Below are 26,392 nucleotides of genomic sequence, written 5' to 3'. Positions count from 1 at the left end.
TTAATTTATCATTTTGCATTTTGAAAGTTAAAAACCATGAAAACTTTACTTGTGATCATCGCCTTATTTTTCGGTACATGTAACCTCGCCGAAGCTGGATTCGTCGATATGTTTAATGGTGTAAAAGTTGGAAGTCAACTTCCCGAGAACGACCTCAAGTATTTAACGAAGGCGCCCAACAAAAACGCTCGCCTCATCCTCATCGATTTTTGGGCTACGTGGTGCGTCCCTTGTCGCGAGTCTATTCCGAAACTTAACGCCTTATATACGAAGTTTGCGTCTGAGGGAGTCGAAGTCATCGGCGTGACTAAAGAGTCAGAGGAAGTCGTAAGGCCTTTTTTGGAGAAAACGCCTATTTTGTACCCACATGCCATTGAAGGTGCCAGGAGTCTTCACGAAACCTTGGGAATTAAAGCGCTTCCCTATGCCATCTTTGTCAATCAGAATGGGAAAATACTCTGGCGTGGTCAACCATCAGAAATCAAAGAATCGCTGGTTTTATCATTACTCACCAAGAACGGTGATTAATTCAAAAAGCATTTGCTTAAAGTCCATGCGATTACCATAGTGTGTTCATGGAATTCGTATTATTTTTGTGATTCACATCATTGACGCGACTCTATCAATTTATTTGCGAACGGGTCGATTTAAAAAAGAAAGATGGGTTACCGGAGACCTCAACAATTCATACGATGACCTTGCACCGATCTTACCCATCATTTCAGGGCTGGCATTGCAGTGATTTGTCACCACTCTGGCTATCATTCGATATAACAAGATCCTTGCACATAAATACGCTCAAAGGATCGTCGGGATAATCACCAAAGCGACCGCAGACCTTATAGCCAGCCTGTGCATAAAGGCGTAATGCCCCAGTCTGCCTTGGCCCGGTTTCCAGCTTTATTTCCCGGCGGCCGGCTTGACGTGCGGAGACTTCCAGCAAATTCAGAATCCTTTTCGCCAAGCCATTCCCGCGCTGATCGGGACGCACATACATGCGCTTGATCTCACCATACTCTGACGCCAGAACGACGGCACCACAGGCGACCGCACGTTGCTCCGCATCACGGGCGACGACACATACGAGATCCTGTGCAGAGACTGCGGTCAGGTCAAGCGCATACACGCTTTCTGCCGGGTACAAACTATATTGATACGCGTCCAGCTCGGCAATCAAGGCCCGTACATCTGCCTGATCTGGCGATTCCACATTGATGGTAACCATAAGAATTTTACTTACCTAGTATTTGCTTACCTAGTATTTACTTACCTAGTATTTACTTACCTAGTATTTGCTTACGTATTAAATCGATTTGGAATAAATCGTGGTCGAGCACAAACCGCCTTGCGGCCATAGCGCGTAGTCTGGAATACGTCCACACAGTTGCCAGCCAAGCCGCTCATATAAAGCTTCCGCACCACCGCCGGTCGCGGTATCGAGCACCAGCAAGGTCTTTCCCGCTGCACGTGCTGCTTGTTCTGCGGCCTGCATCAGCGCCGCACCGAGTCCATGCGCACGCGCACGGCGATGCACCAGCAGCTTAGAAATATCGCCGCGATGCGGCTGATTCTCTGGCTGGCTCAATACTGCCTGCACCGTACCGACAATCATGCCCGAGGTATCTCTAGCGACGAGCAAGAGTCGCTCCTGACGCGCAACACTGGCAGCAACGCCATGCCAGAACGCCTCCGCCTTCGCGCGCGACAGTGGCTGCATAAAACTAACTGATGCTCCACCATCAACGCAATCAATCAGGACATCACTCAGCGCGGCGATGTCAGCATCATTGTTGAGCGCCTGTAATAACTGGATCACATGATCTGAGGGCGCATGATTTGAGGGCACATGATGAGAGGACAAATAATTGAGACCGGAAGGATTTAACGATGAAAAATCTGAGGGCATCGGAGACTCCTGAAATATTTATGTCAGTGAAAAAGCCAGTGAAAAATTGGCTAAGGAGGTTGCTGAAAAGATCGTTAAAAGTAGTTGATCAATTCCGATCAACTACAACTCGTTATCAGGTAATTTCTATCCACCATCAGTATTTTTTAAAGCGATGCCGTATTAATCGCAACGACATAACGGACCGGATGCTTGCTCGTATTTTGATACACAATCGAATTATTCTCATCCATCGCCAGACAATCGCCGCTCTCCAGATGATGATGCACCTCACCCAATATAATTTCCAGAGAACCGTCCAGCACCCAAATCTGCTGATGTATTCCGACCTCACGCAAACCCGCGGCATAGGACACTCTCGCACCGGCAGGGAACTCTACCTCGACCAGCTGGATAGATGAACGAAAATGCGGCGGCGAAATATTCCGGCGGCGATAACCGGACTGTGGATCGGTCCATTGCAATTGCGCCTCGCGCCGCACCAGAGGATTCGCATCCGGTTGCGGTTCCTCAAAAAATGACGCCAGCGTCACACCCAGACCAAACGACAATTTATCCAGCACCACCGCGGTCGGGCTACTCTCCCCGCGCTCAATCAAAGAGATCATCGAGCGACTGACACCCGACTTGGTCGCCAGAGCGTCCAGGGACATCCCGCGCTCGGCCCGCAGGCTACTCAGACGGTTTGCTATGCGCTGGTTAATATCAGGCGATTTGTCTGGCTGGCTATCAGGCTGACTATCAGACTGTTGGGTGTTTTTTGGGACTTGCATGGTGTGCATGGATTGCTTGGATTGATTGTTTAAATAGAGTAGCTCTGTCAATTTCTTTCATAATAGATTTATTTTCCAATTTATTAGATAAAGTGTCAATCGCTTTTTTGCCGCCAATTTCCTACTGCAATGGATGAAATGCTCGTATCTCTGACTAAATACCTGAACAGGGGAATTAATAACAATATAAGGCAATCAAAGCATGTAATTGGCTTATTCGACAACATCCAAGTCCGGTTGGTCGTGGTAGTGTTTGTGCTCACATCTGCGCCGGTGCATCTAATAATCGCTCTACAAACGAGGTCTTTTAATGAAAAGTGTTTTACGTTTTCTTCGCTTCTGTCTTTTGGGTTTGATCGCCTTCATTGCAGTAGCTGGCCTACTGTTTGGCTACTTCATCTACTCACCGGAGCCAGAGCTACCGAAGCTATCTGGCACGCTGACGAAGGCCTCCATTGAAGTCAATGGACTAAAACGCACTTATCTGACCTACCTACCGCAAGGGCTGGCAAAAGGAGCGCCATTGGTGATGGTCATGCACGGATCAGGTGAAAGCGGCGCGCAGATCCGGATCGACACCGGATATGGATATGAACGCCTCGCCGACCAGCATGGCTTTGCAGTCGTCTACCCGAATTCTTATAGCTTCGACTGGAACGATTGCAGCAAAGTCGGCGACTTCAGCGTAAACGGGCGCGAGGTAGACGATACAGGTTTTCTCAGCACGCTTGCCGACAAGCTCGTCACCGACATCGGAAGCGACTGGAACCGCGTGTTTGCGACTGGCGTATCGTCTGGTGGTTTTATGTCGATTCGGCTTGCAATAGAGGCGTCTTCGCGGTTTCGTGCGATTGCTGCGGTATCGGCCAACGTGCCATCACCGGAGAACTTTAAATGCAAGCCCGCTGAGCATTTGACTATTGGCACTACCGACACCTCATGCACATCGGTCATGATCATGAACGGCACCAAAGACCCGCTGGTCCCGTTTAATGGCGGAGAATCGAGTCTCTTTGGCTTGTTTTATAAAGGCGGCAATGTCCGCTCATCGCAAGACTCAGGCCAATATTTTGCCGACCTCAACCATCTCACTGGCAAGCCTGCAACAAAGCTCAGCACAGTCGCCGACGGTGTGAGCGTCGAGCAATTCTTCTGGCGCAACAACACCAAAGTGGAAGTCGAACTTGTTGCCATTCAAGGCGGTGGACATGGGCTTCCACAGCCCTACTTCCGTCGCCCGCGATTGCTGGGACCATCCCCCATGGCGCCGGATGGACCGGCAATGATCTGGGCTTTTTTTGAACGGCAATTCACCGCTGACGCAATCAAATAAATGTTCTGTACATCAGCCCAAACAGCCAGGCGATGATCCGCGCAACGGTAATCGTGCAACAGTAATCTTTATGACCTCAACAACATCAGTAAAATGCCATTAACCGTCAACAAAAGCCCAATCCCAAAAAGGAGAACGCCATGTACATCCCGCCTGATTTCGGTACCGTCACACCGTATTTTTTTGTCGCCGATGCAGATGCATTCGTCCATTTTTTAATCCAGGGGCTGGGCGGCACTGAAACCCTGCGCTCCCTGCGTCCGGATGGCAAGATCGCGAATGCCCAAATACGCCTCGGTACCTCCACCGTTATGGTCAGCGAATCCTCAGCCAAGTACCCGCCGATGCCCGGCTCGTTTTATCTCTACGTCGCCGACGCAGATCAAAGCATGCAAAAAGCACTCACCCATGGCGCGACGACAGAGATGGACGTCCAGGATATGCCCTATGGCGACCGGCAAGGCGGCGTCAGAGATACACATGGCAATATCTGGTGGATATCTCAACGCCTGGTGCATGCCCCCTACTCTGACTGATCTACGATGGGCGTGCCGTGGTGTTCATCGACGCAGCAGATGCTGCCAATGCAGCAAGCACCGGTAAGTACCCCCTCTTACCGGTGCGTAGAATGACTAATTCCACTACCGCTCTCAAACATCACTAGCAGCACTTCGGTTAAGATGCTTGCACTTTTATTCCAAATCTGAGAAATGCAAATGAAAATTGATAAAGACACCGCCGTCACCCTGCGTTTTACCGTTGCCGAAAGCACTGGCAAAGTCATTGAAAACGGCAAAACCCCCATCGCCTATTTACACGGCGGCTATGACAACCTGCTCCCCAAAATAGAAGAAACCCTGCAGGGCCAAGAAGTAGGTTTTAAAGCCACACTCGACTTGCCACCGGAAGATGCATTTGGCCTGCGTGACGAAAGCCTGCTGCGTACAATTTCAAAGGCAGACTTCCCTCCCGGCGTCAAAGTCGGTGCCTCGTTGCAAGGCGTGAACGATGCAGGACAAGAACAGATTTACACCGTACTGAAAATCAAAGGCGATCAAGTCATGCTAGACGGCAATCACCCACTAGCAGGCAAATCCCTACGCGTCGGCTTACAGGTCTTGGGTGTACGGGCAGCGACGATGGAAGAGATTTCACATGGTCACGTGCATGGTGATCATGGGCATCAGCATTAGTGTTAATGGGACGGCATCGATTGATTGAATTAGATGCCGTCTTTTGGTTGGTGATTAGGCACCCATTGCTTGGCATTCAATTTTACCGACATAGCACTTGCTTTTATCTTGCCGTTGAGAGCAAGCCTATGCTAATTCTCGGATCGATATCTGCAACAATTGGACAATGGCAGTTTTAAAAAAAAGAAGTCTGCATGAAGTTGAAATAAGTCAAGTTTAGGGACAGTGAAATCTAGTTCCTAGGCACCACTAGCTAGCCTAAGCGCTGGCTGTTATCGCCATCATAAGGGAGAAAATGCAATGGCCGATTCCACAAAACTATCTTCATCGACTTCCGTTGCTGACTACAAAAAATGGAAGGCAGCGAACGACCGTGAGAGGCTTACTCACTTTTTTGTTGAAAGATATGAAGAGCGTTACTTTCAACCTATTGATTCATCGTATAAGCACGGCTTTGCCATGCTTGCAGTTGCTTGCCTTGTTATTGAAACATTGGAATCCTTCTATCAGGGTTTGACTGACACTAACCGTAAAAGCCAGAAGATGTTTCGTGATTTTCTAGCACGTGATACCTCCCTAAAAGTTCTAGGCGGTGGGGACGACTGGTTCTACAAAGATATTCGCTGTGGCCTCTTGCATCAAAGCGAGTCAAGAGGTGGTTGGCGCATTCTTAGATCTGGGCCACTACTTGATACCGAAAAAAAAGCCATAAATGCCTCAGCAATTCTTCGTGCACTCCGAAAGGAAGTTAATACGTATGCACAGGAGATTCAAACAGACAATCAGTTGTGGGAACACTTCTGCAGAAAAATGGATGCCGTATGCATCAATTGCACATAACACCGTGACACCCAACCCATCACTCCACCGGACTTGTGCGAAAAAGCACGCAGTAAGGTGAATTCAACCGTTAAGAAGCACAAGGCGGGAAAGACGACTCTCGTGGCATCGAAAACTTCAAAACCAATAACACACGATAACGCCGCCAACACAACAAAGGCGGAAGATCAGTCATGGACAAGCTTGACCAACAATACATGGCATAAGTAGCGCCATGCGAGCCACGATCCTGAACGCTGACGCAGCGATCGCTGAGGGGATATCTTGTGTCACTGAAATCTGCAAGATGCGCATTGAACAAAGTTTGTCTAGTAAATCTCATTGATAAAGTTACCAATAAAAGTTACCAATGATGTCAGGTTAGGCAAAGACGACATTGAAATGACAATTTCTAAAGATAGTAAATAGCAACGTCACCACAAAGATCTCTACGCTTTGCCAAAATTATTACCAGGCTCTCTCGCCATAAAATCTCACCACAACCGCCCCAACGGCAACACAATCCCCGTAAACAAAGACAAATCCGGTGAGGCCTTGTTGAGTCCTTTGGCGACGCCAACATCAATCGTCATTCGGTTGCTGGGGCTGTAGGCCAGCGCGGCTAATATTTGTGAGGTGTTGTCGCTACCGCTGCGGCGGGTGCCGCTGAGTTCTGCTGTTGCGCCCCATTTGTCGGCGATGGGGGTGGAGAATGAGGCGGATAATCCTGTCTGCGTGCTGGAGGTGCCGGGGTCTGCGATGCCGAGGTGGACGAGATTCAGGTTGGCGTCCATGTGGACTTTGCCAATGTCCTGGCTATAGATGCCGTTGATGCTGTAGTCGGTTTTGCCGCTGCCGATGCTGTCTTTGGCGGTCGGCGTTTTGATGCCAAATTCCAGGCCGAGTGCGCTGCTGTCGTCAATCAGGAACGCGCGCTTCAGCACCAGCGTGGTATCGCCGAGGCCGCGCGCACGATTGCCGCTGTCGTCTCTGGCGGAGACCAGCGCTTCGCCGCCGATCAGAATGCCCCATTGCGGATTGAACGCGAGTTTGAGTTGATACGGCATGCTGTCACGTCGTGCATCACCTTGCTTGCTATTTAGCAACCCCATTTCTAGCTCCAGTTGTCCTGGTAGCGGTAACTGTGCAGGACTGGATACGGAGGGGCGATATGGCGTGACGCCTGCATCATCGTCGGCCACAGCAATCAGACATAGGCTGGCGAGTGCGCTGGCGCTAAGCCATTTGAGGATGTGAGATGAGGACATGGCTGCTTTCTGATTAAATTAAAAAGAGAAATTCTAAAAATGAATCCGCACTGTTGATGCGGCGTCCAGCCCTATATCAGGCCAGGAGCCGCATAAAACCTGCGTGGTCGATGTTGAAACCATCTAAAAACTCATCCGTTACGACAATAAGCGAATCAGACTATCGGGATGTGTTGCCCAGCCCAGCAATCCCGCCAGCCCCATGTAGAAGCCACATACAGTCGGTACGAGAGCGAGCCAGTACAGCCATTTTTGATGGGTCAGCGCTGTCACGGCAAGTAATGAAATCGCAATTGCGATCAGGGCATCGGACAAATCAAACTGGTCATCTTTAAAGTTGGCGGCGTCATAGTCCTTCTGATCCTGCTCTGCCTGAGTTTTTAATTCTTCTTTTTTACGCGATTGTTCGGCGGCGACTTTTTCATAATCGGCGATGGCGGTCTGATAAGCCGCTTTGTCTTCGGCAGACTTGGATAAGGCTGCTAAACGTAATTGTACGATCGTTGATTTGGCGACTTCTTCACGGATATTACGGGCCTGATAAAACGCCCAGTGGTCGAGCTTATTCGCTTGTGCCTGCTGCATCGATTGGACGATATTGTCGTCCTTGACTTTGCAGATTCCCATGAAGGTGGCGAGTATCGCTACCGTGATCGCAACCAGCATATTGAGACGCATCGCTGCGCGATCTGCGGGTTTGGATTCTTCGAGGTTTTCAACGGTTTCTAACGGATCAATATCCATGTCGTGCATCCCTTATGAGCGTGGCGTGTTATGGGTTACTTTTGAGCTGACTATGTGATGAAACTTTTTTATGTCATTCAGATAGAAAAAGACCTCGTACATCACGAGGTCTGATACTGTTTTTTCGCTGTAGCAGCGAGAAATAATTAGTGCGTCACACGAGTCGTCCGGCCATTGGACAATAAGCGTACGCGATCTCCGGCACGGAATAATTCGTCGGCATCCTGGGTGATAGCCTTCATCTCGCCATTGTCGAGACGCACCGTAATTTCGAAGCCCTTGCGGTTATTCATATTGGACTCAACACTTTGACCGATCATGCCACCGGCGACTGCACCGATGATACCGGCGGCGAGAGAGCCGTTACCCTTACCGATGCTGGAACCTGCGGCGATGCCGCCCAGAGCTGCACCGGCCGCAGTACCTACGCCACTCTGGCCTTTATCAATCAGCACTTCACGTACAGATTCGACCACGCCCATACGAACGGATTGTTCATTCTGGGTCTGGCTGGTGCGATAGACATTGCTGGAGGTCGGAGCAACGGCGCAGGCGCTGAGCATGGCTGCTGTAGTGGCAACAGTGATGACGGTGAGAACAATATTTTTTTTCACGATACTCTCCTTACGGTGTTTGAACTGATGATTGGACACGTTGACCACGGAAACGTTCCGGTTACAGGCAAATTGTCGCGCAGATCATCACCTGGAACTGTAACAAATTAATACGAGATTTTGAGCCGGCGATATAAAAAACCAAGAACAAACAAAGGACCGATTAACAGAAACCGCAGGTCATCAAAGAATGACGGCTTCTTACCCTCGATCTTATGACCGATAAACTGAAATATCCACGCAACAACAAAGACGCCGACGGATAACGGCAGAACCCAGCTAGCAGGTAAGGCATAAAGAATCCCCAGCATCACCACCGCCATCAGGCTCATCCCGACCGCAAACGGTATGGACAAGGACACGTAATAGATCAGCGCCAGTAGCGCAGCACCGACGGCGACTACCGGGTGAATCGCCCAGATCAGCCCCAGCACCGTCCACATAATCGCCGGTACACAGACGAAGTGGATAACTTCATTGGTCGGATTACGATGACTCTCGGCGTATTTTTCCAATAACTGCTCGACGGCACGACCGGACGCTTGCTGTTCTGCGCTGGTATGACTTATAGGTTTGCTCATGGTTTGTCTCCTCTATCATAGTGAACTACTGTTATCTGATTATTCTAATCCACAAACCAAGAAAACTAGGATTTATCACCAATAGGCAGAGATAGACGCGGTGAAGGCCTCATACGCTTCAGCCCTCTTGCGTTGCAACCAGACAAGTCACTCCTTCACCGGGGCTACTCCGCAGCTTGACGAAAACGCGCCATCCGCTCCCTGGTTGGCGGGTGCGTTGAGGTATAGCTTGAGACCTTCTCTAGCCATGTAGGCAAATTAACTGTGCGCTTACGTTCATTTTGTTCGCTCAGGAACTCAAAAAGATTGGCGACATGATTTGGCGAAATGGCGTTGGCCTTCAGCAATTGAATTGCATATTCATCCGCCTCCGACTCCATCGCACGGGAATACTCTGTTTTCATCAAGATCGTCGGTGCGAAAGCCGCCACACCGCTAAAGTCACCAAACAAAGTTCCCATCACTACGGTGATGAAAGAGTCATTAATCAGTCCTCTCATGGCGTGACGTTTTTCTATATGTCCGATCTCATGTGCAAATACACCGCTCAGCTCACCCGCAAGAGCGCCGGAAATATCGTTGCCACTGACGCCGACTATCAGATCCATCATCTGATCAGTCACGACCACGGTTCCGCCAGGCAGCGCAAATGCATTAGCACCGATCTGCCTCGAGAAACGCACCTCCAGATGAACAGGTAGGCGACTGTCCTTTGGCACCAGACGACGAAACAACTGATCTGCCTGGCTAATCGTTTTATCACTGAGCTTGCTCGGCTGCAAAATGCTGTCGTCCAAAGCAACCATAATTTGCGCCCCTAATTTCTTTTCCAGTTCGTCAGGCACAACTACGGCGACTTTGTCAGAGATCCATGGCATCGCCCAATGATGCGCAGCAAACAGTATTCCTGCCATAGCGAGAATAGCAATCAATGATGCCAGCCATTGATCTTGCCAGCGTTCTACCAGAGATTTTTTATACCCTAATTGCGTTAGTAAATTGCGGCGGGATTCCGGATCGTTTACTTCACAATGCGAACCATCAGGAAATGCGATGACACAAGCAGCATTAAAAAACGGCTCCTCAATAGAGATGTTTTTTGACAAAAAAGTCTTATTGACGCCCTCGCCCGTCAACACCACGTCAGTCGCCCTGATCGCCAGCGTGGCTTGCTGAAGTTTCGCGTGTATGCCATCAAAATAATTTACGTTCATCATTGTCTGGCCTACCAGGAAAGATCAAAACCAAGAAAATCTGCTGAACTGTCGCCAGCAGCACTATTGCTCGCGATACCGGTCTCTGATTGAATCGCATTAAAACCCGGACCGGTAATCTGCACATGAGTCAACCTGAATTGATACGCACGGACTACGGCAAACGGCCTGTATAAACCGAGTGTCAATAAGGTCAGAATGACATTCACGGATTGCAACTTGAGATATTGCCAGCGTGGTACTGCAGAGTGAATCGTAAATCCTGTAAGCGAGGTAGATGACCAGATCTTGTTCCAGATTGTTGCCTGCACAAACGGGCCGCAAACAAGGTAAGCGAAGTAAGCAAAAAGTAAGGTCGCCATCACAACCAGCGCCGTCACAAAAAATTGGCTGCGTAATAAAGGATCCGCATTGGACGCAATAATTTGCTGATAAATGGCAACGCCAACACCAGAGGCGATACCAACGACAACGGCAACACCAAGCATAAAGAGCCCGGCGACGACATAGGTGGAGATAAGCGCCGATCTTTTTAATGTGCAATCAGATGGCAGAGTTCCATAAGAAAAATTCCCATGTTGATATCGCTTCATGTTGGCATGCAGCCACGGCCAGGTGAGATAACCCAGCAAGGAAGCGGAAACCCATAGCGGCCTGTGTGGATACAAGGCACCAATTAGTCCCGGTAATAAAAACACGGCAACGACCGGTAGATAAGTCAAATACGCACCCGTCATCGATCCGTGAAAATTAAACCGCAAGCCACGATAACTGGTATTACGCAAACGAAAACGCTGCGCACTGCGTAGCATCATCGGCATTCCCAGCAAGATGCAGACAACCACGAGAATCCCGATCGTCTTGGATAACCGGAATACATAGTGATAAGCAAATAGCAGTACGACGGCGATCAGGCGACCACGCAGAATCGCCACCGGATCACCGTGAAAGTTGAACACAGCGCCAGACAACTGCGTATTACGGTCAAAATACTGTAAACGCCGGACCTTAGCCCAGGCAGAATAGATGCCGAACGTTGCAATCGTCAGGCACAAATTCACTATCCAGATGCGGAAATATTCTTTGCCGCCACCAGTAAAATAGATATCCTGATTCGTGACCGGTGATGTCTTGACGGCTTGATCTTGTAGCGAATCCGCAGACTCTGCTACTGCAATCGCTGGCAAAAAGTCAGCGGAATTAATGTTGTCTACCGGTGTGCTTGCGCTAGCGGGCGTTTGGCTTGTCGTATGATCCATTTGGTCCATTTGATCGTCGAATTATCGTGTCTTGCACCTCATCACTGTCAGTCGCCATCGGCTTTTATGCTGATTCAAACGAGATCGTGAGGAATTTATTTTTAGCGAGACTGGATCATAATTAGTATTGAAGAAATTTTGTTAAAAAATGTTAAAAATTTTTAGTACGTCAACTTTAATTTGCTCTGAACCACTGACAGAGCTTTCTGCAAATCGATCAAAACGACTCCTCACATCCTCCTTAATCAAGATGCCGCGCATGACCGGATTTTTATGAACACGGATCTTTCAAACGATTCAAGCAATTTGTCCGGCTTCCCGCCGGTCGTCAATGCGCAGACACATACGCTGATACTCGGTAGTTTTCCCGGTGTCGCATCGCTGGAGGCGCGGCAATATTATGCCTACCGGCACAATCAGTTCTGGCGACTGATATCGGCAGTGACAGGTGAGGATATGGCATCGCTGGCATATGAAGACCGGCTCCCACGCTTGCTGGCACATGGTTTTGGTCTTTGGGATGTGATCGATACCTGCGACCGCAAAGGCAGTCTGGATACCAATATCCGCAATGCCCAGATCAACGAATTTGCATGGCTGCGCGAACACTATCCGGCACTAAACCGTATGGCATTTAATGGCAAGACATCGGGTAAGTTCGCTCCACAGTTTGCGGCACTGGGTTTTACTACAGTGATTTTGCCATCATCATCACCGGCCAATGCAATGCGGAGTTTTGAGGAAAAATTAATGGAGTGGAAGCAGCTTCAATCGAATTGATCAATGAGTTACATTCATTTGAGTTGATTCAGTTTGCGTTAAATTAATTTAAATTGAATTAATTTTCTCCATCGAATCAAAGGAACAAAAAAATACCGGGCTCCCGGCCCGGTATTCGGATGCGAATGGTCGTTGCAATATTACTGACGGCGAATTGCGAACCAGTTATCCACGCTTTACCAAATGATCACGCGTTTCTCTGGTGCCAGATACATTTTGTCGCCTTCTTTCACACCGAAGGCCTCGTAGAATCCGGGTTGATTGACCATCGTGCCATTCGCGCGAAACTGGCCCGGTGAATGCGGATCGGTTTTCACCTGGACGATCTGCTGTGCGTCACGCATTTTGCTGCGCCATACCTGTGCAAATCCCATGTAAAAACGCTGATCACCAGTCAACCCGTCGATCACCGGTGCTTCCTTGCCATTCAATGACAATTTATACGCTTTAAAGGCAATGGCAACCCCAGAATTGTCGGCGATATTCTCACCCAGCGTCAGTTCGCCATTCACGTTATAACCGGGTAATGGACTATAACTATTGTATTGGGCGACCAGCATGTCGGTCTTTGCGGAGAAGTTTTTACGATCGTCTTTGGTCCACCAGTCGCGCAGATTGCCGTCGCCATCGGACTGACTACCTTTGTCATCAAAGCCGTGACTGATCTCGTGACCGATGACCGCGCCGATCGCACCGTAGTTCACGGCATCGTCGGCACGCATATCAAAAAATGGCGGCTGCAAAATCGAGGCGGGGAAGACGATTTCATTCATGGTGGAGCTGTAATACGCATTCACTGTTTGCGGTGTCATGCCCCACTCTTCTCTATCAATCGGCTTACCCAGTTTATTGATGCGACGGTTATAGCTAAAAGTGCTGGATCGCACAGCGTTGCCAACCAGATCACCGGCGACGACAGTCAGCGCGGAATAATCACGCCACTTGTTGGGGTAACCTATTTTTGGTGTGAATTTAGCGAGTTTGGCTTGCGCTTCTTTTTTGGTTTCCGGGCTCATCCAGTCCAGTGTGTCGATACTTTGCTTATAGGCGACGAGCAAATTTTTGACCAATTGTTCCATGCGCGCTTTGCGCTCTGCGGGGAAATATTGTTCTACATATTTTCTCCCCACGGCTTCGCCTAAAGCGCCTTCGACTGAGGCAACGCCACGCTTCCAGCGAGGACGCATTTCCGTCACACCCGTAATCGTAGTGCCATAAAATGCGAAATCCGCATCGACAAAATCTTTAGACAAATACTCGGAATAGCTGCGCAGGAGATGCCACTCAAAATACGATTTCCAGGTCGCCAGATCGGTGTTATTGAGTACCTGATTAAAGCCTGTCACATAGCTTGGCTGACTGACGATGATGTAATCAACTTTATTCGCGATGCCAGCGGAGGACAAGGCAGTTTTCCAATCGTAGCCTGGTGCGATACCGTCGAGCTGCGCAATTGCCAGTTTGTTATAACGCTTGACCGGATCGCGGTTCTCTACCTTGGTCCACTGAACTTCTGCAATGGCGGTCTCTAAAGCCAGGATCGCTTTGGCACGCGCGGCAGCATCTTTTTCACCGACCAGGCTGAGAATTTTTTCTATGTGTTTCTCATACTTCGCGCGGACGTCGGCGAGTTTGGCGTCATCTTTTTTCAGATAGTAATCACGGTCCGGCAAACCCAGACCGCCCTGAGCCAGATAGGCGGCATACTTGCTTGACTCTCTGGCGTCTTGTCCGACATAGATCGCATAAGGCGCACCAACACCGATCTGGTTCATGTGAGCGATCAGGGCTGGAATCGCTTTTTTATCCTTGATCGCGCGTATCGCCTGCAATTCGCCGGTCAGCGGTTTATAACCCAAGGTTTCAAGCTTTTTTTCATCCATGTAGCTGCTGTAAAAATCACCGATCTTTTGCTCATCGGAACCCGCTTTTTTCTTTTCTCGCTGCGCTGTTTCGATCAGGCTTTTCAGTTGCGGCAAGGTGTCGTCGCGTAATTTTGCAAACGCACCCCAGCTCGATTTATCTGCAGGGATCTCGGTAGTTTTGAGCCACTTACCATTCAGATGCGTGAAAAAATCATCCTGGGCACGTACTGAAGGCTCGATATACGCCACATCAATACCGGAGAATGCGCCGGTTGCTGTTGTTTTAGGTGTGTCCGCAGCATAGGCGAAACCGGCGAGCAAACTTAAGGTCAGTGCACTTAGGAGATGTCTTTTCACAGCGTTGTCCTTTTTGGGGAAGAGTCAAAAAATTGGCGGGTAGCCAGAAAACAGCAAGCATACGATTATATTGGTAACAAAAGGTTCCAATTTACCGGTTTATTCCGATGTGGCTTTGCAGCATTTCGCGCTGAATTGTCACGGTTTTCAGAGAGACGCTATGGCGACATTCGCGGCTTTTTTACAAAATCGGCGGATGATGACTTGTTTAAGGTACGAATTTTTGTAAAGACCTGCGAAGAATTCACTATTTCTCTGTCTGTACTGGGTAAAATGGGCGAATGCTGATCAAAAGAAAATCCATAGAAGCCGAAGCTAACCATCGCTCAGGCCCCAGAGCCGCAGCGACCGCGTCCCCTAAGGCTGCCCGCAAACCTAAATTTGCTCCTATCACCCTGTCCGAACTCGATGGCGTTCGTTATCTGCACTTTGGTACCGAATGGGTACAAGGCGCAATGCGCATGCGCAAACCCGATTGGATAGAACTCGAATACGCGCAACAAATGATGACGTGGATGCTGTTTATCAGCGAGCCGCGCCATATCGTCCAACTTGGGCTGGGAACCGGTGCACTGACCAAGTTTTGTTATCGCCAGTTTGAACAGGCAAAAGTCACTGCCGTGGATCTGAATCCTGCAGTGATCGCGATCTGCGAGAGCATGTTTAAGCTTCCCGCCAATGATGATCGCCTTCGGGTAATCGAAATAGATGCGCTGGAATTCGTCAATGATCCCGAAAATCTGGAGCAATTCAATGTTTTACAAGTCGATTTGTATGATGCAACGGCGCGCGGCCCCGTGCTGGACAGTGCAGAATTCTATGAAGCCTGTGCGGCATGTCTGGTGCCAGACGGCATATTGACCGTTAATTTATTTGGCGATCATCCGAGCTACGCGAAGAACCTGAAGGCATTGCGCTACGCATTCGATCAGGTGCTGTGCCTGCCGCAAGTGCATGACGGAAATGTCGTCGCGATCGCATTCAAAAAGGCGATCAAACCTGATTTTTCTTTGCTAACGCAACGCGCCGATCACATTAAGGCATTGACCAAGTTACCAGCCAAGTCCTGGGTCAAAGCGCTCCTGGCAGCGACTGATCCCGCATGAACTATTTTTCGAATTGAGCACCATGACTAAATCAGCACATCACACGTTGAACATGCAGCAAATTTTTACCTGGCTGATGGCAGATGGCGTCATCCTCAAGGAAAATGCGAAAGCGGAGTTCAACAATGCGCAGGCCATCTTACGCAACGGCCCGGCGGCCATGCATACGCTGACGGCCCTGGCTCAGGCGAAATTGCATTCCGCCAAAAAACCGCATCAGCAATTGACTCTGGACTGGCTCACCGAGTGGACTTCGCACAAGGTCAAGATCCCGTTTTACCGGATTGACCCATTAAAAATTGATTTCACCCGCGTCTCGGATGTGATGTCATCGACTTACGCGACACGTTTTAATATCCTGCCTGTCGAATCGACACAGGATAGCGTGACGATTGCCACAACAGATCCGTTCAATACCGAATGGCAAGCGGAAATTGCCAAGATCACTCGCAAGGAAATCCGCCTGGTACTGGCAAATCCACTGGATATTTCTCAGTATATCGCTCAGTTTTTTTCTCTGGCGAAATCGATTAAAGACGCGAAAAAATCGAGTAACAACGATGCTGCCTTACGCAATAACTTCGAGCAATTAGTTGAATTAGGTAAGGCGAACAAACAGGTCGATGCGAACGATCAACACATTATCAACATCGTTGACTGGCTGTGGCAATTTGCGTTTGATCAGCGGGCATCAGATATTCACCTGGAGCCAAAACGCGAACTGGCGGTGATTCGCTTCCGGATTGACGGCGTACTGCATCAGGTTTATCAGGTACCGGCAACTGTCATGATCGCGATGACCGCTCGGATCAAGTTACTGGGTCGTATGGACGTAATTGAGAAGCGTCGTCCTCAAGATGGTCGTATCAAAACACGCACAGCCGATGGTCAGGAAGTCGAATTACGTTTATCAACTTTGCCAACGGCATTTGGTGAAAAAGTGGTCATGCGTATTTTCGATCCGGAAGTCGTCGTGAAGACATTGCCGGAACTTGGTTTTCCGCCGTTAGACGCGATGCGCTGGGATCAGCTAACCAGCAAGCCGCATGGGATCATTCTGGTCACAGGACCAACCGGATCAGGTAAAACGACGACGCTGTATACGACACTGAAAGCCCTGGCTACCTCTGATGTTAACGTCTGTACCGTCGAGGATCCGATTGAAATGGTAGAACCAGCTTTCAATCAGATGCAGGTGCAGTCGTCGATTGATTTGAATTTCGCTGATGGCGTGCGTGCGCTGATGCGGCAAGATCCTGACATCATCATGGTCGGTGAAATTCGCGATCTGGAGACTGCAGAGATGGCGATTCAGGCCGCGTTGACCGGCCATCTGGTGCTGTCTACCCTGCATACCAATGATGCCCCATCAGCAATTATGCGTCTGCTCGAACTAGGTGTACCCTACTATCTGCTAGAGGCAACCATGATAGGTATTCTGGCACAGCGTCTGGTCAGAACCCTGTGCCCCCATTGCAAATCGGGTGACGGTGAAATGCCGGATGCCGTATGGAAAAGCCTGACCGAAGAATGGGGGATTCCAAAACCGGCAATGATTTACCGTCCGGTCGGCTGTCCCGAGTGTCGTTTAACCGGTTATAAAGGCCGTACAGGCCTGTATGAACTATTGACCGTTACTCAGGCGTTCAGTAAATTGATCCGTCCTGAGTCTGATATTCATGCACTCAGAGCGCAAAGTGTTTCCGATCAGATGAAGCCTTTGCGTATCGCTGGCGCATATAAAATCATCGAGGGATTGACCACGGCGGATGAAGTACTCAAAGTGACATCATCGCTGGTGTAATCAGGTATTTGTGTTTGTCGTATGGTTTTGCTTAGTATGTTTTTGGTCCGGCCAAGCCAAAACAGCAAGTCAACAGTGATGCTTAAGGAATCTTAATGCCCGCTTTAGCTCAGCGAATACGTCATAGCCTGAGGTCAAATTTGATCGTTCAAATACTGACTTTAGCTATTACTTATGCTGTACTGGGTAGATTGTCGTTACTGCTGGCTATTCCACCCGGTTATGCGATTGCCGTATATCCTCCCGCCGGCCTGGCCTTAGGTATCATTTTGACGCAAGGTTACCGGCTTCTGCCCGGTGTGTTCCTCGGTGCACTTCTGGTTAATGTCGTCATCGGATCTGGCAATGCAAAATCATTTCAGCTCACAAGTTTGCTATTGCCCGCATTACTCGCCACCGGCGCATGCTTACAGGCCTATATCAGCACATACCTGGTGCGCACCAGACTCAAGAACAATCTGGCACTGAATATTGATCGTGAAATTTTCCGTTTCTTTATTTGGGGAGGATTAATCGGATGTCTGACCAGTGCCAGCGTTGGCATCGCATCGCTGTACCATCTTGATGTAATTTCGTCGGAACAAGTCATCAGTAATTGGCTGACGTGGTGGATAGGCGATACTCTGGGTGTGTTGACGATCACGCCGATCGTACTGATTCCCCTTGCGAAGCCCCGTGAGATCTGGCTTTCACGCCGCTATAGCGTCATGCTGCCGCTAGTCATTTGTTTGCTGGCGGTCTTTACTGCTTTTGTTTTTATCCGTCACCGCGAAGAGCAGAAGCAGCACCTTGAATTCCGTCTGGAGGCAGCACGCCTGAGCCAGAGCCTGCAAAATCAATTGGATGTGCATGCAGATGCAGTGAAAAATATTGAACGCTTATTTGCTGCATCAAAAGGGGTCACACGTACCGATTTCAGCGTATTTAACGAATATACGTTGCAAACGCATAAAGCAATCTCCGCCTTATTGTGGATTCCAAGAGTGAGACGCGAAGACAGGCAAAAATTTGAGAATGCAGTGCTGCAAGAAGGTTTTATTAATTTTCAGATTACTGAAAAAAACGCTTCAGATGAATTCGTCAGAGCAAAGGATGATAAGGAGTATTTTCCGGTCACATTTATTGAACCATTTGCCAATGCCTTAACTTTTTTTGGTTATGACGTCGGTACCAGTACCGCCAGACGCAATGCGATTGAGGAGGCGCGCGACACTGGCAATATGGTAGCAACCGATCCGATTGCCTTTATATCTGAAAAAAATGCTCACTCCTCCGTCATGCTATTTGCGCCTGTCTATGAGCAAGGTAAGGCACTGACTACCAGAGAAGATCGCGAGCATGCATTCAAAGGTGCCGCAGTCAGTATCGTCAGCATCAAAAACCTGATTGCTGATTTGCTCATACCAGAAGAGAAAAAACTCTTCTTACTGAAATTTTACGATCTGTCCTATCCCGGAGCGAATGGTATTTTTTATGACACGATCTCAGAAATAAATCTGACTTTTTTATTCCAATCGACGATTGATTTCGGCGGGCGCCAATATGCGTTTCTGGCGCAGCCCTCACGCAGTTACTGGGATAGCCATGTCTCCTGGATTACCTGGTCAACCATGATAGGCGGCTTGATGTTCTCCAGTCTGCTGGGTATTTATTTGCTGGTCGCAACAGCACATACCTTTAATGTAGAGACGCTGGTGGCACAACGTACCAGCCAGCTCCATGATAGCGAAGAACGCCTGAGTGCGATTCTCTCCAATGCTGCGGAAGGTATTGTGACAACGGATATGCGTGGTTTTATCGCATCGGCAAATCAGTCGGCAGAAGCGCTATTCGCTTATCCGCTGGGTACGCTGTTTGGTCGCAATATCAAAGAATTATTTCCTGATCACACCGCGAATACCTACCTGCAAAGTTACTTATCAGAAGAATATGTGAATCATGGCATTCCCACGCGCATGGAAGTGATTGGTAAAAAGCGGGGCAATATTGATTTTCCTCTTGAACTGGCGCTGGCAAAAGTTGAACTGGGAACACAAAATTTATTGGTATTGATATTGCACGATCTGTCTGAACGAAAACGTATCGAAAAGTTGAAGAGTGAATTTGTGTCTGCCGTATCACACGAGTTGCGCACACCGCTGACATCGATTCGTGGCGCCCTCGGTTTATTGACCGGAGGTGTCAGCGGCACCTTACCTGAGCCAGTCAAAAAATTGATACAGATGGCGAACGATAATGCATCACGCCTGACCTTATTGATCAATGATTTATTGGATTTTGAGAAGCTGGAATACGGCGGCATGCAATTTCAGATGGAGAGCATACAGTTACGTGAGCTGGTTAAATCGACTGTCGATGCGAATCTCGGCTATGCGCAGAACTTTTCTATCAAGCTACTATTCGACGCAGAACAGGCTGCCGATATGCTGGTGACAGTCGACACTCAGCGTTTCACGCAAGTATTGTCCAACCTGCTCTCCAATGCGATTAAATTTTCACCGAAGAACGGCCAGGTCGCCGTAGAGATTAATCGGCTGGATGACTGGGTCAGAGTGGAGGTGATTGACCATGGCATTGGCATTTCGGCTGAATTTCAAAAAAATATTTTTCAGAAATTCAGTCAGGAAGATGCTAAGGCAGCACGTAAATATGCAGGAACAGGACTGGGACTCAGCTTGTCGAAATCCATGATAGAAAAAATGGGTGGCAAAATCGGTTTTACCAGTATCGAGGGCCATGGCTCTCGCTTTTATCTGGATTTGCCGATAGCTGCCTCCGCCAATAGCTGAAATTTTGCTGCAGCCACACCGCACTGCACATTAGGATAAGTCAGGCGCGCGCCTAATTCGGATTTCATACGGTGGTTCAGCAAACGACGTGACTCCGACATGAATGATAACAACATCGGTGATACTTGCTGCGCAAGCTCGCTGCGGGCTAAGCGCGGTGGACGGGCCAGCTCAAACACATCGGCAACCAGATCAAAGTAAGCGGCCATTTTCATGTCACTGTCATCGACCGTGTGATAAACGCGGTTGACACTGCCGCGGAACAAAGCAAGACGGATCAAATAAGCTAAATCCGCGGCATGAATATGGTTGGTGTAGACATCATCACGGTCAATCAGTGCCGGGATTCCTTTACTCAAACGCTCCAGAGGCAGGCGGTCTGCAGCATAAATACCGGGGACACGCAAAATACTGAGGCGAGACTGACTGCGCCTGGCCCACTGCCGTAATTGATTTTCCGCGTCGACCCGACGTAAGGCCCTGGCATTTTGTGGATGTAATGGCCGTGTCTCATCAAAGACCGTGCCGGCACAATCGCCATAGACGCCCGTCGTGCTGACATAAACAAGCGTGCTCTTGTCAGGTAAAATGGCGGTCAAATTTCGGGTTCGCTGATCATATGCCCCTTCACTGCGCGGTGGTGCCAGATGAATAATGTGGGATGCCAGCCCTGCCAGACGTCTTAGCGTGTGCGCCTGATCCAGATCAGCAGTAAGCGGTATGGCGCCGGCGGCACGCAATTCGCCATGTCTGCTACGCTGACTCGTGACAGCGAATACGCGAAACTGATCTTTAAGCAAAGGCAGCAAGCGCATACCGACATCTCCGCAGCCGAGAATGAGCAGGCGGGGTTTGGCGAAGCGGATTCTGGTATTTTTTTCCACAGTATTTTTCATCGACATTATTTATTCGGGATTGTATGACTTTTCAAGTAACTGTTACTCCAAGTGGCCACCAGTTTAGCTGCGATGAAGGCGAAACCGTCTTAGCAGCCGCCTTGCGTTCAGGCATAGGTTTGCCGTACGGCTGCAAAAACGGCGCCTGCGGCTCCTGCAAAGGCAAAGTGATTGCCGGAAGTGTAACCCATGGTAATCACCAGCAAAGAGCCTTATCGGACGAAGAACAAGCACAAGGGGGCGCCTTGTTTTGTTGTGCCAGACCTGATGCGGATATTACGATTGAAGCTCGTGAGATCGCAGCAAGCGGCGATTACCCTCTGAAAAAAATGCCTAGTCGCGTCGCAAAATTAGAAAAGCTTTCTGACGATGTGATGCTGATTGCCTTGCAATTACCCGCCAACGAGAGACTGCAATACCGCGCAGGACAATATATCGAATTCATGCTCCGTGACGGCAAGCGTCGTAGCTATAGCATGGCGAACGCGCCGCACCTGGACGAACAAATTACCCTGCATGTGCGTCACATGCCAGGCGGCCTATTCACAGATCAGGTATTCGGTACTCTGAAAGAGCGCGACATCCTACGCTTTGAAGGGCCTCAGGGAACGTTTTTCCTGCGTGAAGACTCTGAAAAACCAATGATCTTATTGGCATCTGGCACTGGCTTTGCCCCGATTAAAGCGCTGGTTGAGCATCTGATCTATACCAAATCGACACGTCAGGTCGCTTTGTACTGGGGCGGACGCCGTCCGCAAGACTTGTATATGCATGCCTTGTGCGAGGAATGGGTAACAACTCTGCCTAATTTTACTTATATACCTGTGGTATCCGATGCCTTAGTGGAAGATCAATGGACTGGCAGGATCGGCTTTGTGCATCAAGCCGTGATTGCCGATCATGCAGACTTGTCTGGCTATCAGGTGTACGCATGCGGCGCTCCGGTTGTCGTGGATTCTGCTAAACGGGACTTTGTCAAACAGTGTCAGTTACCGGAAGACGAGTTTTATGCGGACTCATTCACCTCAGAAGCAGATCTGGCAGCGTAAATCTTGTCGCTACAAAAACTAAAAAAACATTTTGACGCATTGCAAAAAACGTCCTACTATCCGTTTTATGAAAAATTTTACTGACATGTCTTCACCAAATATCGCGCGACGTCGTATCTCGCTCTGCGAGCCTGGGCAGATGTGTTAGTGAACGTGCGCGTCAAATAACCGCACAGCATATCTAAGCCACAGGCCTCACCTGTGGCTTTTTTTATATCTGCTCACTTTATCGATTCGCTCTAGTCATCGTCCTTCACCCTAATCAGGAGTTTTGAAATGGAATTCAGTCAGTACAATGTTAATGCCCTCATGTACATCACACCAAGGCCAGAGCTGGTTTTTACCGAAGGCAAAGGCATGTGGCTGACTGACCACAAGGGCAAGCGCTATCTCGATTATTTACAAGGCTGGGCAGTGAATTGTCTCGGTCACTCACCGCAATGCATAACAGATGCCTTGCTTGCTCAGTCAACAAAACTGATTAACCCTTCTCCTGCCTTTTACAATGCACCTGCGATTGAGCTGGCGACACTGCTGACCGACAACTCCTGTTTTGACCGCGTATTTTTTGCCAATAGCGGCGCAGAAGCAAACGAGGGTGCCATCAAACTGGCACGTAAGTGGGGGCAAAAAAACAAAAATGGTGCGTTCGAGATTATCACTTTTGATCACGGTTTTCACGGCCGTACTCTGGCGACGATGTCCGCTTCTGGCAAACCCGGCTGGGACACAATTTTTGCACCGCAAGTTACTGGCTTTCCAAAAGCCGATCTGAACGACATCGCCTCGGTCGAAAAATTAATCTCCGATAAAACGGTCGCAGTCATGCTGGAACCGGTTCAAGGTGAAGGCGGCGTACTCCCTGCAAGTCGTGAATTCATGCAGGCACTGCGCGCATTGACCAAACAACACAATGTGCTGCTGATCGTCGATGAAGTGCAATCCGGCATGGGACGTACCGGAGAATTGTTTGGCTATCAGTTATCCGGCATTGAACCTGACATCATGACGCTAGGCAAAGGCATCGGCGGCGGCGTACCTCTCGCAGCATTGCTCTGCCGTGAAGAAATCGCATGCTTCGTGCCCGGAGATCAAGGCGGCACCTACAACGGCAATCCCCTGATTACTGCAGTTGGTATAGCAGTAATCAAAGAATTACTGGCACCGGGATTCTTGACATCTGTAAATCAAAAAGGCGACTATCTGAGCCAGCAACTGCTGAAACTATCTGAGCAGTTCGGCCTGCAAGGTGAGCGCGGCGAAGGTTTGTTACGCGCGCTTAAACTCGGTAGCGACATCGGTGCAAAAATCGTCGAAATCGCCCGCGATATGGAGCCTGTTGGTTTGTTACTGAACTCACCTCGCCCGGATCTGTTGCGCTTCATGCCTGCATTGAATGTCAGCACCGAAGAAATCGACCAGATGATCGTGATGCTCGGCCAGGTGCTGACACAACTAAAAAAATAAACTCATCTCCCGTACTGCGTGATGTAAAGACATGACGCAGTACCTCCTCTCTTTTGCGATAAGAAAGACGTGACATGTACCTTCCTTCTCACTTTAAACAAGATGATCCCGCACTGCTATTGGAGGTCATGCGTCGCTACAACTTTGTCAGCCTGATCTGTGACATCGACGGCACTCCATTTGCCAGCCACGTTCCGGTACTTGCAGAGGTACATGAAGGACACATCATCATCGATGGTCATATGGCACGCAGCAACCCACAGTGGCAAGCCATGGAAAAAGGTAACACCACCCTGACGATATTCCACGGACCGCATACCTATGTTTCACCTGGTTTATACCAGCCAGGTAACCGGGTGCCAACCTGGGATTACATCAGCGTTCATGCAAGCGGCAAAGCGACCGTGATGCATGAAGCGAGCGAAAAACTAGTGATACTGACAAAGCTCATCACTCATCACGAACCTGACTTCCAGTTAAACTTTGATCAAATGCCAGATGCGGCAAGAGATGGTTTGTTAAAAGGCATAGTCGCCTTTCGCATCAAAATTGATCAGCTGGAAGGGAAATTTAAGCTTGGTCAACATCGCTTAACAGACGACATTCCGGATGCTAAGCAGACCCTATATACGGTTGGTGATGAGAATCAGCGCGATATCGCGGCGTGGATGCGACGCTTGGGTTACTGGGAGTAATCTTATTCATGACACCACCGCGCCATCACGCACCCTGTTTTTTTTGAGATTACATGAATTTTACGGTTTCAAAACAAAGTGTAAAACTGAGCTGGCAGGCATCCGGTAGCTGAATTTATTGGATTTGATATTGCTCAAGCCTGTTTGTGCGGTAACTGCTGTAGTAGTTCCACTCACGCCCCAAACTTGCGCCGTTTTAAAATTCACCGGATTGGTAATCTGAAAGTTGCCTGTCATAGCGGTAGCGAGCCGGTTAATTGCAATGATATGCAAAGTAGAGGGGTCGGCCGCGCTGACTGCGGCATAGACTGCGCCGTTTGCATTATTGCTGGCAAGAGCCTGTACCGATATCTCTGGAAAGCTGGACATTCTGCCATCGTAGTTACGGAAGATCTTGAATCCGGACGCAATGAATCCCTCAGCATCCCCAAAATACGTCGCCAGGTAGACGCCTTGTTTGCCAAATATGCCCAAAGCATCGGCTTGTGCAATTGCACCGGTGACGTCATCTTTGCCACCGAAGTTGTATTCCGTAATCGCCAACTTGGTATCGGGATAAAAATCATTGATGGCCTGTTTGAGCTTGGTCACAATTTGTAAGCCGCGTCCATCTGTAAATCCATTACCGGTTTGCGTAATCCAGCTTGGCTCGACGTAGCTGGCATCCCAAAGGCTACGCGCAGCCTGCACCCGATCGGTTAAGGTGTATGAAGCTTGCGGATAATAATGAAATGAAAATACATCCAGCAAGCGTTGATTCGCTTGCAGCGACGCGTTTTTCATCGCTGACAGGTAAGCATTGGCCATCGTCATCCCGTTGTAACGATAACGGTCACCGGTCAAGTTGCTGACAAATGGCTCGACGTTATAGATAGACCAGTCTGCAGGTTGATGTGATTGCGTGCCGTCCCAGACAGCCCACAGACTAAAGAGACCAAGATAGCCGCTGATCGCAGGCCCATAGGTCTGCGCAGAACTATCCATTCTCTTGATGGTCGAGGCCAGTACGATATTTTTTTGTACGACATCCGCAACCGTAGTGAAGGCAGGATATAAATTCGGGTGGGTGCCGCTGCCATTGTTGGCATCTGCCCAGTGATGCCAGAGATCCGGCTCGTTATCCAGTTCATAGCCTTTTATACCGCTTGCTGTTTGTGAGTTACCGTATTTCTGAATCAGGAAATTCAATTCTTCATCCAGATAAACAAAATCATCTGATAAGGCCGGAGTAGTAGATAAGCTTCCCAAAGACGCTGGCTTGTCATTGACAATAGTCAGCCAGCGGGCAGTGTCGATATTCGATGGTCCCGCTGTGCTCTGCCACAAATCATATCCCTGGCATGAACCAGGCGGATACAGATTGACAATGTCTTTTGGGAGCTTGCCAGCTGCGGGAAGCTGCAATAGAGAATAGGCATTTAACGCCAGCGATTGATCATGAAAGCTGACCAGAGCAGCTCCGGGAGCGTAATAGGCCAGCCCTGCCGTCGTTGATGGATTACCTGCGCCAGCGACTGCACTGACCGCCGCATTGGATGAATTACACCAATCCTCACCGGAATTACTCACACCATTTTCCCAGTTATAGCTGGTCATGGAATTACCACCTAGCCGCCTGGATGCGAGATTCAAACTTTGTAGGGAGGCTTGCCCGCCCTGATTCTCCCAGCCCGTACGGTTGGTACCGTCCGCGTAGGCGTTGTAACCATAAATCAGGGGGCTGATCGCTTTACGCTCAAGGTTCGTGTTAATCGTAAAACTGGTACTTTGCGCATAGACACTCATTCCACCCAACAATAAGCCCAAAGGCATCAGAACTTTCATCATATCGTTGGGTCTCATGGCATCCTCGCATCAATCAGTCTTATCCGTATGATTTA

Annotated in this window: 24 protein-coding genes; 12 read left to right on the top strand and 12 right to left on the bottom strand. The window is 49.2% G+C overall.

Going from position 1 to position 26,392, the window contains the following annotated elements:
* Positions 1-36 precede the first annotated feature (36 nt).
* Complete coding sequence (locus ACO0K4_RS13245; protein ID WP_422957103.1) at positions 37-528, top strand: TlpA family protein disulfide reductase; 492 nt, start codon at positions 37-39, stop codon at positions 526-528.
* Between the two features lie 193 nt (positions 529-721).
* Here the strand turns inward: ACO0K4_RS13245 and ACO0K4_RS13240 are convergent, their stop codons facing one another.
* The 3 genes from ACO0K4_RS13240 to ACO0K4_RS13230 form a co-directional block, all read right to left on the bottom strand.
* Complete coding sequence (locus tag ACO0K4_RS13240) at positions 722-1,225, bottom strand: GNAT family N-acetyltransferase (RefSeq protein WP_422957102.1); 504 nt, start codon at positions 1,223-1,225, stop codon at positions 722-724.
* Positions 1,226-1,303: 78 nt separating this feature from the next.
* Complete coding sequence (locus ACO0K4_RS13235; protein WP_422957101.1) at positions 1,304-1,906, bottom strand: GNAT family N-acetyltransferase; 603 nt, start codon at positions 1,904-1,906, stop codon at positions 1,304-1,306.
* Between the two features lie 146 nt (positions 1,907-2,052).
* The gene (locus ACO0K4_RS13230; protein ID WP_422957230.1) at positions 2,053-2,679 is read right to left on the bottom strand and encodes a helix-turn-helix domain-containing protein; all 627 of its coding nucleotides are present in this window, start codon (positions 2,677-2,679) and stop codon (positions 2,053-2,055) included.
* Positions 2,680-2,989: 310 nt separating this feature from the next.
* Between ACO0K4_RS13230 and ACO0K4_RS13225 the strand changes: the two genes are divergently transcribed.
* The 4 genes from ACO0K4_RS13225 (at position 2,990) to ACO0K4_RS13210 (ending at position 6,045) form a co-directional block, all read left to right on the top strand.
* A complete protein-coding gene (locus ACO0K4_RS13225; protein WP_422957100.1) occupies positions 2,990-4,012 on the top strand; it encodes an alpha/beta hydrolase family esterase in 1,023 nt (340 codons plus the stop codon).
* Between the two features lie 140 nt (positions 4,013-4,152).
* On the top strand, positions 4,153-4,548 hold the full coding sequence (locus ACO0K4_RS13220) for a VOC family protein (RefSeq protein ID WP_422957099.1): 396 nt from the start codon (positions 4,153-4,155) through the stop codon (positions 4,546-4,548).
* A gap of 180 nt (positions 4,549-4,728) precedes the next feature.
* The gene (locus ACO0K4_RS13215; RefSeq protein WP_422957098.1) at positions 4,729-5,205 is read left to right on the top strand and encodes an FKBP-type peptidyl-prolyl cis-trans isomerase; all 477 of its coding nucleotides are present in this window, start codon (positions 4,729-4,731) and stop codon (positions 5,203-5,205) included.
* 300 nt (positions 5,206-5,505) lie between these two features.
* The gene (locus tag ACO0K4_RS13210; protein ID WP_422957097.1) at positions 5,506-6,045 is read left to right on the top strand and encodes a hypothetical protein; all 540 of its coding nucleotides are present in this window, start codon (positions 5,506-5,508) and stop codon (positions 6,043-6,045) included.
* Between the two features lie 473 nt (positions 6,046-6,518).
* Here ACO0K4_RS13210 and ACO0K4_RS13205 read toward each other — a convergent pair whose 3' ends face one another.
* The 6 genes from ACO0K4_RS13205 to ACO0K4_RS13180 form a co-directional block, all read right to left on the bottom strand.
* Entirely contained in the window at positions 6,519-7,292 is a 774-nt protein-coding gene (locus tag ACO0K4_RS13205) for a transporter (RefSeq protein WP_422957096.1), read from the bottom strand.
* 138 nt (positions 7,293-7,430) lie between these two features.
* Positions 7,431-8,036, bottom strand: a complete 606-nt coding sequence (locus ACO0K4_RS13200) for a DUF4337 domain-containing protein (RefSeq protein WP_422957095.1) — start codon at positions 8,034-8,036, stop codon at positions 7,431-7,433.
* Positions 8,037-8,182: 146 nt separating this feature from the next.
* On the bottom strand, positions 8,183-8,599 hold the full coding sequence (locus ACO0K4_RS13195; protein ID WP_422957229.1) for a glycine zipper 2TM domain-containing protein: 417 nt from the start codon (positions 8,597-8,599) through the stop codon (positions 8,183-8,185).
* Positions 8,600-8,757: 158 nt separating this feature from the next.
* Positions 8,758-9,231 carry a DUF962 domain-containing protein gene (locus tag ACO0K4_RS13190; RefSeq protein ID WP_422957094.1) on the bottom strand — a complete coding sequence of 158 codons (474 nt, stop codon included), beginning with the start codon at positions 9,229-9,231 and terminating at the stop codon, positions 8,758-8,760.
* A 164-nt stretch (positions 9,232-9,395) separates the two neighbouring features.
* A complete protein-coding gene (locus ACO0K4_RS13185) occupies positions 9,396-10,448 on the bottom strand; it encodes a M48 family metallopeptidase (protein ID WP_422957093.1) in 1,053 nt (350 codons plus the stop codon).
* 8 nt (positions 10,449-10,456) lie between these two features.
* Complete coding sequence (locus ACO0K4_RS13180) at positions 10,457-11,704, bottom strand: YjgN family protein (protein WP_422957092.1); 1,248 nt, start codon at positions 11,702-11,704, stop codon at positions 10,457-10,459.
* A 273-nt stretch (positions 11,705-11,977) separates the two neighbouring features.
* On the opposite strand from ACO0K4_RS13180, the gene ACO0K4_RS13175 reads away from it, so the two are divergent.
* Positions 11,978-12,484 (top strand): DNA-deoxyinosine glycosylase, encoded by a 507-nt coding sequence (locus ACO0K4_RS13175; RefSeq protein ID WP_422957091.1) that lies wholly within the window; start codon positions 11,978-11,980, stop codon positions 12,482-12,484.
* A gap of 176 nt (positions 12,485-12,660) precedes the next feature.
* On the opposite strand, the gene ACO0K4_RS13170 is transcribed toward ACO0K4_RS13175, so the two are convergent.
* Positions 12,661-14,706, bottom strand: coding sequence for a M13 family metallopeptidase (locus tag ACO0K4_RS13170; RefSeq protein WP_422957090.1), 2,046 nt, complete (start codon positions 14,704-14,706; stop codon positions 12,661-12,663).
* 281 nt (positions 14,707-14,987) lie between these two features.
* Between ACO0K4_RS13170 and ACO0K4_RS13165 the strand changes: the two genes are divergently transcribed.
* From ACO0K4_RS13165 to ACO0K4_RS13155, 3 genes are all read left to right on the top strand, one after another.
* Positions 14,988-15,812 carry a methyltransferase domain-containing protein gene (locus tag ACO0K4_RS13165; protein ID WP_422957089.1) on the top strand — a complete coding sequence of 275 codons (825 nt, stop codon included), beginning with the start codon at positions 14,988-14,990 and terminating at the stop codon, positions 15,810-15,812.
* A 22-nt stretch (positions 15,813-15,834) separates the two neighbouring features.
* Positions 15,835-17,616 carry a GspE/PulE family protein gene (locus ACO0K4_RS13160; RefSeq protein WP_422957088.1) on the top strand — a complete coding sequence of 594 codons (1,782 nt, stop codon included), beginning with the start codon at positions 15,835-15,837 and terminating at the stop codon, positions 17,614-17,616.
* Between the two features lie 95 nt (positions 17,617-17,711).
* On the top strand, positions 17,712-20,405 hold the full coding sequence (locus tag ACO0K4_RS13155; RefSeq protein ID WP_422957087.1) for a CHASE domain-containing protein: 2,694 nt from the start codon (positions 17,712-17,714) through the stop codon (positions 20,403-20,405).
* On the opposite strand, the gene ACO0K4_RS13150 is transcribed toward ACO0K4_RS13155, so the two are convergent.
* Entirely contained in the window at positions 20,366-21,301 is a 936-nt protein-coding gene (locus ACO0K4_RS13150) for an NAD-dependent epimerase/dehydratase family protein (RefSeq protein WP_422957228.1), read from the bottom strand. The two genes, ACO0K4_RS13155 and ACO0K4_RS13150, sit on opposite strands and share 40 nt — an antisense overlap.
* Before the next feature lie 23 nt (positions 21,302-21,324).
* Between ACO0K4_RS13150 and ACO0K4_RS13145 the strand changes: the two genes are divergently transcribed.
* The 3 genes from ACO0K4_RS13145 (at position 21,325) to ACO0K4_RS13135 (ending at position 24,512) form a co-directional block, all read left to right on the top strand.
* A complete protein-coding gene (locus tag ACO0K4_RS13145; RefSeq protein ID WP_422957086.1) occupies positions 21,325-22,350 on the top strand; it encodes a CDP-6-deoxy-delta-3,4-glucoseen reductase in 1,026 nt (341 codons plus the stop codon).
* Between the two features lie 276 nt (positions 22,351-22,626).
* Positions 22,627-23,817 carry an acetylornithine transaminase gene (locus ACO0K4_RS13140; RefSeq protein WP_422957085.1) on the top strand — a complete coding sequence of 397 codons (1,191 nt, stop codon included), beginning with the start codon at positions 22,627-22,629 and terminating at the stop codon, positions 23,815-23,817.
* Between the two features lie 74 nt (positions 23,818-23,891).
* Positions 23,892-24,512: an FMN-binding negative transcriptional regulator gene (locus ACO0K4_RS13135; protein ID WP_422957084.1), complete on the top strand. Its 621-nt coding sequence runs from the start codon at positions 23,892-23,894 to the stop codon at positions 24,510-24,512.
* A gap of 60 nt (positions 24,513-24,572) precedes the next feature.
* Here ACO0K4_RS13135 and ACO0K4_RS13130 read toward each other — a convergent pair whose 3' ends face one another.
* Positions 24,573-26,354: a glycoside hydrolase family 44 protein gene (locus ACO0K4_RS13130; protein WP_422957083.1), complete on the bottom strand. Its 1,782-nt coding sequence runs from the start codon at positions 26,352-26,354 to the stop codon at positions 24,573-24,575.
* Positions 26,355-26,392: the final 38 nt, after the last annotated feature.

The organism is Undibacterium sp. RuTC16W (assembly GCF_049339445.1).
GTDB lineage: Bacteria > Pseudomonadota > Gammaproteobacteria > Burkholderiales > Burkholderiaceae_D > Undibacterium.
The sequence above is the reverse complement of the archived record's forward strand: the minus strand, read 5'-3'. Positions and strand labels throughout refer to the sequence as shown.

Excerpts from the sequence above, each read along its gene's own strand:
- ACO0K4_RS13245 (WP_422957103.1), top strand. The coding sequence starts at position 37 with ATGAAAACTTTACTTGTGATCATCGCCTTATTTTTCGGTACATGTAAC.
- ACO0K4_RS13240 (WP_422957102.1), bottom strand. The coding sequence starts at position 1,225 with ATGGTTACCATCAATGTGGAATCGCCAGATCAGGCAGATGTACGGGCC.
- ACO0K4_RS13235 (WP_422957101.1), bottom strand. The coding sequence starts at position 1,906 with ATGCCCTCAGATTTTTCATCGTTAAATCCTTCCGGTCTCAATTATTTG.
- ACO0K4_RS13230 (WP_422957230.1), bottom strand. The coding sequence starts at position 2,679 with ATGCAAGTCCCAAAAAACACCCAACAGTCTGATAGTCAGCCTGATAGC.
- ACO0K4_RS13225 (WP_422957100.1), top strand. The coding sequence starts at position 2,990 with ATGAAAAGTGTTTTACGTTTTCTTCGCTTCTGTCTTTTGGGTTTGATC.
- ACO0K4_RS13220 (WP_422957099.1), top strand. The coding sequence starts at position 4,153 with ATGTACATCCCGCCTGATTTCGGTACCGTCACACCGTATTTTTTTGTC.
- ACO0K4_RS13215 (WP_422957098.1), top strand. The coding sequence starts at position 4,729 with ATGAAAATTGATAAAGACACCGCCGTCACCCTGCGTTTTACCGTTGCC.
- ACO0K4_RS13210 (WP_422957097.1), top strand. The coding sequence starts at position 5,506 with ATGGCCGATTCCACAAAACTATCTTCATCGACTTCCGTTGCTGACTAC.
- ACO0K4_RS13205 (WP_422957096.1), bottom strand. The coding sequence starts at position 7,292 with ATGTCCTCATCTCACATCCTCAAATGGCTTAGCGCCAGCGCACTCGCC.
- ACO0K4_RS13200 (WP_422957095.1), bottom strand. The coding sequence starts at position 8,036 with ATGGATATTGATCCGTTAGAAACCGTTGAAAACCTCGAAGAATCCAAA.
- ACO0K4_RS13195 (WP_422957229.1), bottom strand. The coding sequence starts at position 8,599 with ATGCTCAGCGCCTGCGCCGTTGCTCCGACCTCCAGCAATGTCTATCGC.
- ACO0K4_RS13190 (WP_422957094.1), bottom strand. The coding sequence starts at position 9,231 with ATGAGCAAACCTATAAGTCATACCAGCGCAGAACAGCAAGCGTCCGGT.
- ACO0K4_RS13185 (WP_422957093.1), bottom strand. The coding sequence starts at position 10,448 with ATGATGAACGTAAATTATTTTGATGGCATACACGCGAAACTTCAGCAA.
- ACO0K4_RS13180 (WP_422957092.1), bottom strand. The coding sequence starts at position 11,704 with ATGGATCATACGACAAGCCAAACGCCCGCTAGCGCAAGCACACCGGTA.
- ACO0K4_RS13175 (WP_422957091.1), top strand. The coding sequence starts at position 11,978 with ATGAACACGGATCTTTCAAACGATTCAAGCAATTTGTCCGGCTTCCCG.
- ACO0K4_RS13165 (WP_422957089.1), top strand. The coding sequence starts at position 14,988 with ATGCTGATCAAAAGAAAATCCATAGAAGCCGAAGCTAACCATCGCTCA.
- ACO0K4_RS13160 (WP_422957088.1), top strand. The coding sequence starts at position 15,835 with ATGACTAAATCAGCACATCACACGTTGAACATGCAGCAAATTTTTACC.
- ACO0K4_RS13155 (WP_422957087.1), top strand. The coding sequence starts at position 17,712 with ATGCCCGCTTTAGCTCAGCGAATACGTCATAGCCTGAGGTCAAATTTG.
- ACO0K4_RS13150 (WP_422957228.1), bottom strand. The coding sequence starts at position 21,301 with ATGAAAAATACTGTGGAAAAAAATACCAGAATCCGCTTCGCCAAACCC.
- ACO0K4_RS13145 (WP_422957086.1), top strand. The coding sequence starts at position 21,325 with ATGACTTTTCAAGTAACTGTTACTCCAAGTGGCCACCAGTTTAGCTGC.
- ACO0K4_RS13140 (WP_422957085.1), top strand. The coding sequence starts at position 22,627 with ATGGAATTCAGTCAGTACAATGTTAATGCCCTCATGTACATCACACCA.
- ACO0K4_RS13135 (WP_422957084.1), top strand. The coding sequence starts at position 23,892 with ATGTACCTTCCTTCTCACTTTAAACAAGATGATCCCGCACTGCTATTG.
- ACO0K4_RS13130 (WP_422957083.1), bottom strand. The coding sequence starts at position 26,354 with ATGAGACCCAACGATATGATGAAAGTTCTGATGCCTTTGGGCTTATTG.